Here is a 13650-nt window from a genome sequence, read left to right on the forward strand (position 1 = left end):
GTGCCGTCGGGACCCCGTTCGGCATGACCTGGGCCACCCTCCCGGACGGCCGCGCGGGCGCCGCGCCGCGCGGCGGTGGCGGCGGGTGTTAAGAAGGGCCCCCTCCTCTACCTGAGGCGTTAAAAGGGGGCCCTTCCTTTCACCTGGCGGCGAGCGGCTGGCGGGCCGGGTCGACCGGGGCGGGCAAGTCGCCCACCCCACCCAGGTAGGAGTGGATCGCCGCCGCGGCGGCGCGTCCCTCGGCGATCGCCCAGACGATCAGCGACGCGCCCCGGTGCATGTCACCGGCGACGAAGACACCGTCGGCGGCCTGCCAGTCGGGGCCGGAGTCGATCGCGCCCCGGCCGTTGCGGGTCACCCCGAACTGGGCCAGCAGCGGCTGCTCCTCGGTGCCCTCGAAGCCGATGGCGAGCAGCACCAGGTCGGCCGGGATCTCCCGCTCGGAGCCGGGCAGCGGCGTGACGATGCGCCGGCCGTCCACCTTCTCCACTGTCACCTCGGCGATCCGGACCGCGCGGACCTGGCCGGTGCCGTCGTCCACGAACTCCTGCACGGCGACCGCGAAGACGCGCTCGCCGCCCTCCTCGTGCGCCGGGTAGTTGCGCAGCAGCCACGGCCAGGTCGGCCACGGGTCGCGCTCCGCGTCGCGCTCCGTGGGCGGCTGCGGGTAGAGGTCGAGCTGGTGTACGCCGGCCGCGCCCTGCCGGTGCGCCACGCCGAGGCAGTCCGCGGCGGTGTCGCCACCACCGATGATCACCACGTGCTTGCCGGCGGCGTCGATCGGCGTACCGTCGGGCAGCGTGGCGAGCGCGGGCCGCCCGTCCCCGGCAGCGGCCACCACCCGGTTCGCGGCGACCAGGTGCGACATCGCCTGGTGCACGCCGCGCAGGGCCCGGCCCGCCGTCTCCGGGGTGTCCCGGCCCTGCAACGCGCCGCAGGCGAGCAGCACCGCGTCGTGCTCGGCGCGCATCTGCTCGGCGGTCACGTCGACGCCGACCTCGACGCCGGTCCGGAACCGCACACCCTCGGCGGTGAGCTGGGCCAGCCGCCTGTCGATGTGCTGCTTCTCCAGCTTGAAGTCGGGGATGCCGTAGCGGAGCAGGCCGCCGATCGCGTCGTCGCGCTCGTACACGGTGACCGTGTGACCGGCGCGGGCCAGCTGCTGCGCGGCGGCCAGCCCGGCCGGGCCGGAGCCGACGACCGCCACCGACCGGCCGGTCGGGGCGGAGGCGGGCCGGGGCCGCAGGCCGTCGCGGGCCACCGCCGCGTCGGCGATCTCCACCTCGACCTGCTTGATGGTGACCGGCTGCTGGCCACCCAGGCCGAGCACGCACGCCGCCTCGCACGGCGCCGGGCAGAGCCGCCCGGTGAACTCGGGGAAGTTGTTAGTGGCGTGCAGCGACTCCACAGCGGCGTCCCAGTTGCCGGTACGGACCAGGTCGTTCCAGTCCGGGATGCGGTTGCCCAGCGGGCAGCCGTCGTGGCAGAACGGGATGCCGCAGTCCATGCACCGGGTGGCCTGCTCGCGGATCAGCTCCTCACCGGCCGGCGGGTAGACCTCCCGCCAGTCGGAGATGCGCACCGGCACCGGACGGCGGGCCGGCAGCCGCCGGTCGTAGCGCAGGAAACCGTTCGGGTCAGGCACGAGCCACCTCCTGGGCGACCGCCCGGGGCGCGGGCGGTACCGGCGCGGCCGACGGCACGCTGAGCGCGCTCATCACCGCGTCGTCGACGTCTCGGCCGGCGGCTTCGGCGGCCCGCATGATCTCCATGACCCGGCGGTAGTCCCGGGGCACCACGGCGGTGAACTCCTCCACCGCCTGCGGCCAGCGCTTGAGCAGGTCCTCGGCGACCGCCGAGTCCGTCTCGGCGAAGTGCCGCTGCACCAGCTCGTGCAGCCGGTCGCGCTCCTCGTCGCGCAGCGGCGACAGGTCGACCAGCTCCGCGTTCACCAGCCGCTCGTCGAGCCGGTGCACGAACGCGGTGCCGCCGGACATGCCGGCGGCGAAGTTGCGCCCGGTCGGCCCGAGCACCACGACGGTGCCGCCGGTCATGTACTCGCAGCCGTGGTCGCCGAGGCCCTCGACCACCGCCACCGCGCCGGAGTTGCGCACCGCGAACCGCTCCCCCACCCGGCCGCGCAGGAACACCTCGCCGCCGGTGGCGCCGTACAGGATGGTGTTGCCGGCGATGATCTGGTCCTCGGCGCGGCGGCCCGGCGTGGCGTCCACGCCGACGAACGGCGCGGCGGCGTCCGGGCGCACCACGATCCGCCCGCCGGACAGGCCCTTGCCGACGTAGTCGTTGGCGTCGCCGTACAGGCGCAGCGTGACCCCGCGCGGCAGGAACGCGCCGAACGACTGGCCGGCGGTGCCGCGCAGCCGGAACTCGACTGTGTCGTCGGGCAGGCCGGCGCCGCCGAAGCGGCGGGTCACCTCGCCGCCGAGCATCGCGCCGACGCTGCGGTGCTCGTTGCGGACCTCGACCTCGACCCGGACCGGGGTACGGTCGCGCAGCGCCGGCCCGGCCAGCTCGATGAGCCGGTTGTCCAGCGCCGCGTCGAGGCCGTGGTCCTGCGCGCGTACGCCCCGGCGGGACGCCCCCTCGGGCAGCTCCGGCAGGTGCAGCACGCGGCTCAGATCGAGCCCGTGGCCCTTCCAGTGGTCGATCGCGCCGGCCACGTCGAGCAGCTCGGTGTGGCCGATCGCCTCGTCGATGCTGCGGAAGCCCAGCTCGGCCAGGTAGCCGCGGACCTCCTCGGCGAGGAACAGGAAGAAGTTCTCCACGAACTCCGGCTTGCCGGTGAAGCGCTCGCGCAGCACCGGGTTCTGGGTGGCGATGCCGACCGGACAGGTGTCCAGGTGGCACACGCGCATCATCACGCAGCCCTCGACGATCAGCGGCGCGGTGGCGAAGCCGAACTCCTCGGCGCCGAGCAGCGCCGCGATCAGCACGTCCCGGCCGGTCTTGAGCTGACCGTCGACCTGCACCGTCACCCGGTCACGCAGCTTGTTCAGCAGCAGCGTCTGCTGCGCCTCGGCCAGGCCCAGCTCCCACGGGGTGCCGGCGTGCTTGAGCGAGTTGAGCGGGGACGCGCCGGTGCCGCCGTCGTGTCCGGAGATCAGGATGACGTCGGCCTTGAGCTTGGCCACGCCCGCCGCGACGGTGCCCACGCCCACCTCGCTGACCAGCTTGACGTGCACCCGGGCGGCCGGGTTGACGCACTTCAGGTCGTGGACGAGCTGGGCCAGGTCCTCGATCGAGTAGATGTCGTGGTGCGGCGGCGGGGAGATCAGGCCCACGCCGGGGGTGGCGTGCCGGGTCCGGGCGATCCACGGCCAGACCTTGTTGCCGGGCAGCTGCCCGCCCTCGCCGGGCTTCGCGCCCTGCGCCATCTTGATCTGGAGGTCGTCGGCGTTGACGAGGTATTCGCTCGTCACGCCGAACCGGCCGCTGGCGATCTGCTTGACCGCCGAGCGCCGCGCCGGGTCGTGCAGCCGCTCGACGTCCTCGCCGCCCTCACCGGTGTTGGACTTGCCGCCGAGCCGGTTCATCGCGATGGCGAGCGTCTCGTGCGCCTCCGCCGAGATCGACCCGTACGACATGGCGCCGGTGGCGAAGCGCTTGACGATCTCGGTGGCCGGCTCGACCTCGTCCAGCGGCACCGCCGGGCGTACGCCGGTGCGCAGCGTGAACAGCCCGCGCAGCGAGCCCGCCCGCGCGGCCAGCTCGTCGACCTTGGCGGTGTACTGCCGGAACACGTCGTACTGGCGGCTGCGGGTGGCGTGCTGGAGCAGGAAGACCGTCTCCGGGTTGAACAGGTGCAGCTCACCCTCGCGGCGCCACTGGTACTCGCCGCCGACCTCCAGCCGGTCGGTGGCCTGCGCGCCCGGCGCCGGCCAGGCCCGCGCGTGCCGGGCCGCGACCTCGGCGTGGATCTCGGCCAGGCCGATGCCGCCGATGGTGCTCGGCGTGCCCCGGAAGTATCTGTCGACCAGGCGGGTGTCCAGGCCGACGGCCTCGAAGACCTGCGCGCCGCAGTAGGACGACACGGTCGAGATGCCCATCTTGGACATGATCTTCAGGACGCCCTTGCCGAGCGCCTTGACGTAGTTGCGGACGGCCTTCACCCGATCGACGCCGGCCAGGACGCCGGTGGAGATCATGTCCTCGACCGACTCGAAGGCCAGGTACGGGTTGACCGCCGCCGCGCCGTACCCGATCAGCACCGCCGCGTGGTGCACCTCGCGGCAGTCGCCGGACTCGACGATCAGCGCCACCTGGGTGCGGGTCTGCTCGCGGACCAGGTGCTGGTGCACCGCGGCGGTGAGCAGCAGCGACGGGATCGGCGCCAGGTCGGCGTTGGAGTCCCGGTCGGAGAGCACCAGGATGCGCACGCCGTCCTCGATCGCCTCGGAGACGTGCCGGCAGATCTCGGTCAGCCGGGCCTTGATGCCGGCGCCGCCGTCACGGATCCGGTACAGGCCGGACACCCGGACCGCCTTGAAGCCGGGCAGGTCGCCGTCCTCGTCGATGGACAGGATCTTGGCCAGCTCGTCGTTGTCGATCACCGGGTACGGCAGCACGATCTGCCGGCAGCTCGCCGGCCCCGGGTCGAGCAGGTTTCCCTCCGGCCCGATCGTGGACGCCAGGCTGGTCACCAGCTCCTCCCGGATGGCGTCCAGCGGCGGGTTGGTGACCTGGGCGAAGAGCTGGTGGAAGTAGTCGTAGAGCAGCCGCGGCCGGGTCGACAGCGGGGCGATCGGCGTGTCGGTGCCCATCGAGCCGATCGGCTCCGCGCCGCTGCGGGCCATCGGGCCGAGCAGGATCTTCAGCTCCTCCTCGGTGTAGCCGAACGTCTGCTGGCGGCGGCGTACCGAGTCGTGGGTGTAGACGGTGTGCTCGCGCGGCGGAAGGTCGTCCAGCTCGATCAGGCCGGCGTGCAGCCACTCCTGGTACGGCTGCTCGGCGGCCAGCTCGGTCTTGATCTCGTCGTCGGAGACGATCCGGCCGTTGACGGTGTCGACCAGGAACATCTTGCCCGGCTGGAGCCGGCCCTTCGCGACCACGCTGGCCGGGTCCAGGTCGAGCACACCCGCCTCGCTGCCCAGCACCACCAGGCCGTCGGCGGTGTGCCACCAGCGGCCCGGGCGCAGGCCGTTGCGGTCCAGCACCGCGCCGACGATCTCGCCGTCGGTGAACGCGACGGACGCCGGGCCGTCCCACGGCTCCATCAGGCTGGCGTGGAAGCGGTAGAACGCGCGCTTGTCGGCGCGCATGTCCGGGTCGTTCTCCCACGCCTCGGGGATCATCATGAGCACCGCGTGCGGCAGGCTCCGTCCGGCCAGGTGCAGCAGTTCCAGCACCTCGTCGAAGTTGGCCGAGTCGGACGCCGCCGGGGTGCACACCGGGAAGACCCGGCGGATGTTGCCCGGGATGCTCGGGCTGCGCAGCAGCGCCTCGCGGGCCTGCATCCAGTTCCGGTTGCCCCGGATCGTGTTGATCTCGCCGTTGTGCGCGATGAACCGGTACGGGTGCGCCAGCGGCCAGGACGGGAACGTGTTCGTGGAGAAGCGCGAGTGCACCAGCGCGATGGCGCTGACCACCCGCTCGTCGGTCAGCTCCGGGTAGAACGCCGGGAGCTGGTCCGGGGTGAGCATGCCCTTCCACACCATGGTGCGGCCGGACAGCGACGGGAAGTAGGCCGGCACGCCCCGCTCGGCGGTCTCCCGCTCGACCTGCTTGCGCAGGCAGAACGCCACCCGGTCCAGGTCGAGCCCGGTCAGCGGGGAGCCGGCCGGGCCGGCCGGCGAATCGGTCAGCCGGCGCGCGGCCACGAACAGCTGCCGGACCCGGGGCATCGCCGCGAGCGCGGTCTCCCCCAGGCCGGACGCGTCGGTCGGCACCTCCCGCCAGCCGAGCACGTCGGCGCCCTCGACCAGCGCGTACTTGTCGACCACCCGGCGGGCGCGGGCCTCGGCCGCGTCGTCGTCGGGCAGGAACACCAGACCGGTGGCGTACTGGCCGGCCGGGGGCAGCGGGAAGTCGACGGTGGCGCGCAGGAACGCGTCCGGCACCTGGATCATGATGCCGGCGCCGTCGCCGGTGTTGTGCTCCGCGCCCCGGGCGCCCCGGTGGTCCAGCCGGCACAGCGCCCCGAGGCCGTTCGCGACGACCTGGTGCGAGCGCCGCCCGTGCAGGTCGGCCACGAAGGCCACGCCACAGGCGTCGTGCTCGTACGCGGGGTCGTAGAGCCCGGTCTGCGGGGCCGACTGCGGGCTGTGAGGGTACGGAAAGGCCACCGGGCCTCCTGTCGTCACTCAGGATGGATCATGACGGGGACGACGTCGGCCCTCTGCGGTTTATTGAGTCTACGTTAGGGCTTCCGGCGCAAGGCCAGTTCAGATTGATCACACTTCCAGATGCTGGGACGTGTAGTCTCGCGCGGTGGATCTCGCACGCGCTGACGTACTCGCCCGGTTGGAGCGGTTCTACGACGCGGTGCCCCGCGACGGGGCGCGAACCGAGGAACACGGTGCCCTGGTGCTGTTCGTCCGGGACGGCGCCGGATGGCCGTTCTACGCCCGCCCCCGCCCCGACGCCACCGAGCCGCCGACGCTCGCCGACGTGACAGCCGTCCGCGCCCGGCAGCGGGAGCTGGGCCTGCCGGAGGCGTTCGAATGGGTGCACGAGCACCAGCCGGACCTGCTGGCGGTGGCCCGCTCGGCCGGGCTCGGCGTGCTGGAGGCGCCGCTGATGCTGCTGGAGCCGGAGCGGCTGCCCGAGCCGGGGACGTTCAGTGACGTACCGGTGCGGGTGCTGGACCCCGGCGACCCCGGCTTCGCGACCGACATCGCGCTGCGGCGGGCGGTCGCCGCGGTCGGCTTCGCCAACGGCGGCACCGCGCGCGGCGACGCCGGACCGGCCGAGCGGGACGCCGCCCTCGCCCAACTGGACATGGCGGCGCTGGAGGAGGAGGCGACCCGGGTCGCCGACGGACGGCGCGTCTCGGTGCTCGCCGAGCTGTCCGAGGAGGGCGCGGTCGCCAGCGGGATGGCCATGCGGGTGGACGACGTGGCGGAGATCGCCGGCGTGGCCACGCTGCCGTCCGCCCGCCAGCGCGGGCTGGGCGCGGCGGTGACCGCCACCCTGGCGCGGGAACTGCTCGCCGCCGGCACCGGCCTGATCTTCCTGAGCGCCGGCAGCGAGGACATCGCCCGCGTGTATCTGCGGGTCGGGTTCCGCCGGGTGGGCACCGCCTGCGTCGCCGAGCCCGCCGCCGTCATCTGAGCACCGACCCGACGCCGCACGCGGACGGTCAGGACGGCGGCTGCCAGGCGGCGGCGGCTGCGGCGGCGGTGTTGCGCAGTCGCGGGCTGATCGTCCCCAGGGCGGCGTCCCGCGCCCGCAACGCCAGCCGGCCCCGGGCCTGCAGGACCGCCGACATCCGCCGGGTCTGCCGGACCATGGTGGCCGCGCGGGGACGGCGCAACCTGTCGTACGCGGCCACCGCGTCCGGCAGCCGCGACTCCCGCAGCAGCCCGGCCAGCGTCGCCGCGTCCTCGAACGCCAGGCAGGCGCCCTGCCCGAGGTGCGGCGGCATGGCGTGCGCCGCGTCGCCGAGCAGCACCACGCCGCCCGGGCCGGCCGGGAAGCCGTACGCCTTCGGCAGCGGGCGCAGCTCGCGGATCTCCTGCTGGACCACGTCCTCCGGGTCGGTCGCCTCCAGCAGCGTGCCGATCGGCGCGGGCCAGCCCGCGAACCAGCGTTTGAGCAGCGCGAGCTGGATCTCCGGCGGCTCCGGGCGGGGCGCGCCGGCTGCGGTGGCGACCCAGTAGACGCCACCCCGGCGGGAGGCGCCGGCGGTGCCCCGCTCGCCGAGCGAGGCGGCCAGGAAGCGGTATCCGGCGCCGAGCGTCTCGCCGTGCACCGGCTGGTCATCGGGTAGCTGGGGGGCCCGGTACCAGGGGATGACCGCCCGCCACGCGGCGCACCCCGAGCTGACCACTGCGGTCTCCGGGGCGAGGTGCCGGCGGATCTCGCTGTCCGTGCCGTCGGCGGCCACCACCAGGTCCGCCTCGTAGGTGTGCCGGCCGTCGCCCACCGCCGGACGCTCACCGGAGGCCGCGCGCACCGTCCGCACCGCCACGCCGGTACGCAGCTCGACCCGCTCGCCCAGGCCGGCGATGAGCGCGTCGTGCAGATCCTCCCGGTGCACCACCACCGGCATCCGCTCGGCCGGTGTGGACCGGGGCTGCACCAGCCAGTGGCCGTCCGGGCGGCGCACGCCGCCGTCGGGCAGCGGGGTGGCGATCGCGTCCAGCCCGTCGCCCAGCCCGAGGGCGCGCAACGCGCGTACCCCGTTGGGCCAGAGCACCACGGCGGTCGGCTCCGGGCGGACCCGGTCGGCGCGTTCCAGCAGCGTGACCTGCCAGCCCGACCGGGCCAGCACACCGGCCGCCGCCATTCCGCCGAGGCCGGCGCCGACCACCACCGCGCTGCGCATGACTCCCCCGCTCAGCTGTCCCGGTCCGCCGGGCGCCCGCCGCCGTCGGCCCGGCCGGCGTTCGTGCGCCCGGCGTCCGCCCGTTCCGGGCTTTCGTCGGCCTCGTCCGCACTCCCGGTGGTGGCGGCGTCGGTAGTCGCGCGTCCGGCGTCGCCAGTGGCGTCGTCGTCGGCCTTCGTGACGTCGTCGGAGGCGTCCGGGCGTTCGTCGTCGGCGGCCGGCTCCGCCGGTGGCAGCACGCCGGTCTCCCGGTACGCGTCGAACTGTTCCTCGGTCACCACCCGGTAGCCCTCCGGCGCGACCGGCTGCGCGCCGGCCTCCCGGGCGGAGAGGTCGACCTGGGACACGTCGCCGGCCGGGGCGGCCACGGGAGCGGGCTCGCCCACCGGCACCAGGTATTCGCGGGGCCCGCGGACCCGGATGAAGTAGGCGAGCGCGCCGAGGAAGACCAGCACGGCGGTCCAGACGTTGAGCCGTACGCCGAGGATCAGGTTCGCCTCGTCGGTGCGCATCAGCTCGATCCAGAACCGGCCCGCCGTGTAGCCCATCACGTACAGCGCGAACGCCCGGCCGCGACCGAGCCGCAGGCGCCGGTCGAGGAACAGCACCAGCGCGGCGACGCCGACGTTCCACAGCGCCTCGTAGAGGAACGTCGGGTGGTAGAGCCCGGGCTGGAGCACCGGGTTGCCGGCGTCGTCACGCAGCGCGTGACCCGGATTGTCCGGGTCCATCACGTGCACTTCCAGGCCCCACGGCAGCGTGGTCCGCCCGCCGTACAGCTCGTTGTTGAACCAGTTGCCCAGGCGGCCCACCGCCTGCGCCAGCGGCAGCCCCGGCGCCAGCGCGTCGGCGATCACCGTCAGCGGGATGCCGAGCTGCCGGGCGGCGAGCCACGCGCCGACCGCGCCACCGGCCACCGCACCCCAGATGCCGAGCCCGCCCTCCCAGATGTAGAGCGCCTTGATCGGCTCACCGCCGGCGCCGAAGTATTTCTCCGGCGAGGTGATCACGTGGTAGATCCGCGCGCCGATGATGCCCGCCGGCACGGCCCAGACGGCGATGTCGAGCACCGCGCCCGGCGCCACACCGCGGCGGCGCAGCCGGTACTCGGTGACCACGCAGGCCACCACGATGCCGAGGATGATGCAGAGCGCGTACGCCCGGATCGGAACCGGACCGAGCTGCCAGACGGCGGTGCTGGGGCTGGGCATGGCCGCCAGTGGGGTCATCGGGGCGAGGGTCACGGGTGCACACGGTACCGGTGCGGACTGTGTGCGCGGCACCCCGGGCCGCCTGCCGCGCGGGTCGGATGACATCTGGTTTGCACGGTCGTAGGCTCTTTGTCCATGACCCCGCTCACCTGGGCGGTCGCCGCTGTCGTCACCGACGGCTCCGGCCGGCTGCTGCTCTGCCGCCGGTCCGAGGGAGCCCGGCGCTGGGGCCTGCCGGGCGGGCGGCTGCGTCACGACGAGAGTCCGGCGGACGCCGTCGTCCGGGCGGTCCGCGCCGAGACCGGCTGGGCGGTGGCGCCGGCCGACCTGGTCGGCCTCTACCGGGTCACCGATCCGCAGGCGCCTCCGCCGCCGGCCGGGCGGTGCGGCGGGCGACCGGACGTGCTGGTGCACGTGTTCCGCGCCGCGCCGGCCGGCGTCGGGCCCACGGGCGATCCGGTGGCCGGATGCCTGGTGGAGTGGTGGTCCGCGGAGGGGATGCCCGGCGCGCTGACCCCCACCACGCGCGCGGCGGTCGCGGACGCGCTGGCCGGCCGCTCCGGCGTGCTCCGCCACACCACGGCCGCCGACCCGCTCACGCCACCCGGCGACGGGCAGCCCGCCCCGCCCGGCCAGCGCGCGTCCGAGCAGGCCGACAGCAGCAGCCGCTGACCGTCCTTCCCGCTCGACGCGGGACTCTCTCAAGATCTTGGTAGGTTTCGGCCCCCGGCGCGGTGGGCGGTGTCCCGGTCTCGCCGGGAGCGGGTGGAGCGGACCGGCCGTCAGCGAGCGGGGTTGCGGACGCCCTCGGCCAGCTCGGCGCTGAGCTTGCGCAGGGCGGTCAGGCCGGCGGCCTGGTCCGGGGCGTCCAGCACGCAGCGGACCAGCGCGCTGCCCACGATCACCGCGTCGGCGTACCCGGCGACGGTGGCGGCCTGCGCGCCCGTGCCCACGCCCAGCCCGACACCGACCGGGATGTCGGTGACCTCGCGCAGCCGGGAGACCAGGATCGGGGCCGCCTCGGAGGTCTGCGCCCGGGCGCCGGTGACACCCATGATCGCGGTGGCGTAGACGAAGCCGCGGCAGTGCTCGACAGTCATCCGCAGCCGCGCGTCGGTCGAGGACGGCGAGACCAGGAACGTGCGGTCCAGGCCGTGCGCGTCGGAGGCGGCCAGCCACTCGGCGGCCTCGTCCGGGATCAGGTCCGGCGTGATCAGGCCGGTGCCTCCGGCGGCGGCCATGTCGCGGGCGAACGCGTCCACGCCGTACTGCTCGATCGGGTTCCAGTAGGTCATGGTGACCACGCTCGCCCCGGTCGCGGCGACCGCCTCGACGACGCGCAGCGCGTCCGCGACGCGGACCCCGCCGGCGAGCGCGATGTCGCTGGCCTTCTGGATGACCGGGCCGTCCATCACCGGGTCGGAGTACGGGATCTCCACCTCGATGACGTCCACGCCCGCCTCGACCATCGCCTTCATGGCGGCGATGCTGCCCTCGACGGTCGGGAAGCCGGCCGGCATGCAGCCGACCAGGACGGCCCGTCCGTCCGCCCGCGCCTTGTCGAAGGCGACCCCGATGCGGCTCACGCTGTCACTCCTTGTCGAGGATGCCGAAGTACGCGCCGGCGGTGTGCACGTCCTTGTCACCCCGGCCGGACAGGTTCACCACGATCAACGGTTCCCGGCCCAGTTCCTCGGCGAGCCGGGGGGCGATGGCGCGGGCGCCGGCGAGCGCGTGCGCGCTCTCGATCGCCGGGATCACGCCCTCGGTGCGGCAGAGCAGCTCGAACGCGGCCATCGCGTCGGCGTCGTCGACCGGCAGGTAGGTGGCCCGGCCGGCGTCGTGCAGCCAGGCGTGCTCCGGCCCGACGCCCGGGTAGTCCAGACCGGCCGAGATCGAGTGCGACTCGATGGTCTGCCCGTCGGCGTCCTGGAGGACGTACGTGCGGGTGCCGTGCAGCACGCCGGACGACCCGCCGGTGATGCTGGCCGCGTGCCGGCCGGTGTCGACGCCCTCGCCACCGGCCTCGAAGCCGTAGAGACGGACCCCGGCGTCCGGCACGAACGCGTGGAAGATGCCCAGCGCGTTGGAGCCGCCGCCGACGCAGGCCGCTACCGCGTCCGGCAGCGTGCCGGTCAGGTCCAGGCACTGCTGGCGGGCCTCCACGCCGATGCCGCGCACGAAGTCGCGGACCATCTCCGGGAACGGGTGCGGCCCGGCGGCGGTGCCGATCAGGTAGTGGGTGTCCTCGACGTTGGCGACCCAGTCCCGCATCGCCTCGTTCATCGCGTCCTTGAGCGTGCGCGAGCCGGTGGTCACCGGGACGACAGTGGCGCCGAGCATCCGCATCCGCGCCACGTTCAGCGCCTGCCGCTCGGTGTCCACCTGGCCCATGTAGACGACGCACTCCAGGTCGAACAGCGCGGCGGCGGTGGCGGTGGCCACGCCGTGCTGCCCGGCGCCGGTCTCCGCGATCACCCGCCGCTTGCCCATCCGCCTGGTGAGCAGCGCCTGGCCCAGCACGTTGCGGACCTTGTGCGCACCGGTGTGGTTGAGGTCCTCCCGCTTGAGCAGCACCCGCGCGCCGATCTGCGCGGAGAACCGCCGGGCCTCGTAGAGCAGCGAGGGCGTGCCGGCGTAGTCGCGCAGCAGCGCGTCGAACTCGGCGAGGAACTCCTCGTCGCCCATCGCCTTGCGGTACGCCGCGTCCAGCTCGTCGAGCGCGGCGACGAGCGCCTCGGGGACGAACCGGCCGCCGAACCGGCCGAAGTGACCGGCGGCGTCGGGGACCTGGCCGGCTGCGGGTGCGGCGCTCATCGCGGGCGTCCTCTCGGATCGGGTGGCCCGGCGGCTCAGCGCACCGGGCGGGGCGTGGCCGGGTGGTTACCGGCGTTTACCAGCTCGGCGACGGCTTCGCGTGGGCTCTTCTGGGTGACCAGGCCCTCGCCCACCAGCACGGCGTCGGCGCCGGCGGAGGCGTACCGGATCAGGTCGTGCGGACCGCGCACCCCGGACTCGGCGATCTTGACGACGCTGCTGGGCAGGCCGGGCGCGATCCGCTCGAACACCGAGCGGTCGACCTCAAGCGTACGCAGGTCGCGGGCGTTCACGCCGATGACCTGCGCGCCGGCCTCCAGGGCGCGGTCCGCCTCCTCCTCGGTGTGCACCTCGACCAGCGCGGTCATGCCCAGCGACTCGATCCGCTCCAGCAGGCCGACAAGCGCGTTCTGCTCCAGCGCGGCGACGATCAGCAGCACCATGTCGGCGCCGTGCGCGCGGGCCTCGTGCACCTGGTAGCTGGAGACGACGAAGTCCTTGCGCAGCACCGGCACGTTCACCGCGGCCCGCACCGCCGCCAGGTCGTCGAGCGACCCGCCGAACCAGCGGCCCTCGGTCAGCACGCTGATCGCCCGCGCGCCACCTGCCGCGTAGTCCCCGGCCAGGTCGGCCGGGTCGGCGATTTCGGCCAGCCGCCCCTTGGACGGCGACGAGCGCTTCACCTCGGCGATCACGGCCACGCCGGCCCGGCGCAGGGCCGCGTACGCGTCGAGCGGTGGTGGCGCCGCGGCGGCCAGTTCACGGATCCGCTCCAGCGGAACCTGCTCCTGGCGCCGGGCCACGTCCTCACGTACGCCGGCCAGGATCTCGTCGAGCACCCCTGCGGACGGCGCCGCTCCGGCGTCGTCCCCCTCCGCGTGCGCATGCTCAGCAGTCACCAACGGACTCCCCTCTCCGGGCGTCATGGGCCGATGCTAGGGGGCGCCACCTGGCGACGAGTGCCGGGGGGTATGGCGCACCTCACGACATGGGCTGTGGCATGATGGCCGACTTGCGGTGAACGCCATGTCACGCAGCGCCACCACTGGCATCGACCGTCACCCATCCCTATCTCACCACGATCGTTCCGGGCCCGCAGGACGGGCTCCGGCGGGC

The 13650-nt window shown here is 74.3% G+C and carries 9 protein-coding genes; 2 read left to right on the forward strand and 7 right to left on the reverse strand.

The genetic code is table 11. From position 1 onward, the window contains the following. Positions 1–139 precede the first annotated feature (139 nt). Together ACGFIA_RS08660 and gltB are read right to left on the reverse strand one after the other, a co-directional pair. A complete protein-coding gene (locus ACGFIA_RS08660) occupies positions 140–1645 on the reverse strand; it encodes a glutamate synthase subunit beta (protein WP_357380883.1) in 1506 nt (501 codons plus the stop codon). Then, complete coding sequence (gene gltB / locus ACGFIA_RS08665) at positions 1638–6302, reverse strand: glutamate synthase large subunit (protein ID WP_357380881.1); 4665 nt, start codon at positions 6300–6302, stop codon at positions 1638–1640. Before gltB ends, ACGFIA_RS08660 begins: the two co-directional genes overlap by 8 nt. Before the next feature lie 145 nt (positions 6303–6447). Between gltB and ACGFIA_RS08670 the strand changes: the two genes are divergently transcribed. Then, entirely contained in the window at positions 6448–7290 is an 843-nt protein-coding gene (locus tag ACGFIA_RS08670) for a GNAT family N-acetyltransferase (RefSeq protein ID WP_393259266.1), read from the forward strand. 28 nt (positions 7291–7318) lie between these two features. On the opposite strand, the gene ACGFIA_RS08675 is transcribed toward ACGFIA_RS08670, so the two are convergent. After that, a complete protein-coding gene (locus ACGFIA_RS08675; RefSeq protein WP_357380877.1) occupies positions 7319–8506 on the reverse strand; it encodes an NAD(P)/FAD-dependent oxidoreductase in 1188 nt (395 codons plus the stop codon). Positions 8507–8517: 11 nt separating this feature from the next. After that, complete coding sequence (gene lgt, locus ACGFIA_RS08680) at positions 8518–9750, reverse strand: prolipoprotein diacylglyceryl transferase (protein ID WP_357469502.1); 1233 nt, start codon at positions 9748–9750, stop codon at positions 8518–8520. Positions 9751–9852: 102 nt separating this feature from the next. Between lgt and ACGFIA_RS08685 the strand changes: the two genes are divergently transcribed. Further along, positions 9853–10389, forward strand: a complete 537-nt coding sequence (locus ACGFIA_RS08685; protein ID WP_357380873.1) for an NUDIX hydrolase — start codon at positions 9853–9855, stop codon at positions 10387–10389. A 110-nt stretch (positions 10390–10499) separates the two neighbouring features. On the opposite strand, the gene trpA is transcribed toward ACGFIA_RS08685, so the two are convergent. From trpA to trpC, 3 genes are read right to left on the reverse strand one after another with little or no spacing between them, the layout of a single operon-like run. Then, positions 10500–11303: a tryptophan synthase subunit alpha gene (gene trpA, locus ACGFIA_RS08690; protein WP_013287551.1), complete on the reverse strand. Its 804-nt coding sequence runs from the start codon at positions 11301–11303 to the stop codon at positions 10500–10502. 4 nt (positions 11304–11307) lie between these two features. Beyond that, positions 11308–12534 (reverse strand): tryptophan synthase subunit beta, encoded by a 1227-nt coding sequence (trpB, locus tag ACGFIA_RS08695; RefSeq protein WP_357380870.1) that lies wholly within the window; start codon positions 12532–12534, stop codon positions 11308–11310. Positions 12535–12569: 35 nt separating this feature from the next. Beyond that, a complete protein-coding gene (gene trpC / locus ACGFIA_RS08700) occupies positions 12570–13373 on the reverse strand; it encodes an indole-3-glycerol phosphate synthase TrpC (RefSeq protein WP_357381170.1) in 804 nt (267 codons plus the stop codon). Positions 13374–13650: the final 277 nt, after the last annotated feature.

Source organism: Micromonospora sp. NPDC049203 (genome assembly GCF_043197215.1).
Taxonomy (GTDB): domain Bacteria; phylum Actinomycetota; class Actinomycetes; order Mycobacteriales; family Micromonosporaceae; genus Micromonospora.

Coding starts and splice junctions, on each gene's coding strand:
- ACGFIA_RS08675 (WP_357380877.1), bottom strand. CDS start 8,506: ATGCGCAGCGCGGTGGTGGTCGGCGCCGGCCTCGGCGGAATGGCGGCG.
- ACGFIA_RS08685 (WP_357380873.1), top strand. CDS start 9,853: ATGACCCCGCTCACCTGGGCGGTCGCCGCTGTCGTCACCGACGGCTCC.
- trpB (WP_357380870.1), bottom strand. CDS start 12,534: ATGAGCGCCGCACCCGCAGCCGGCCAGGTCCCCGACGCCGCCGGTCAC.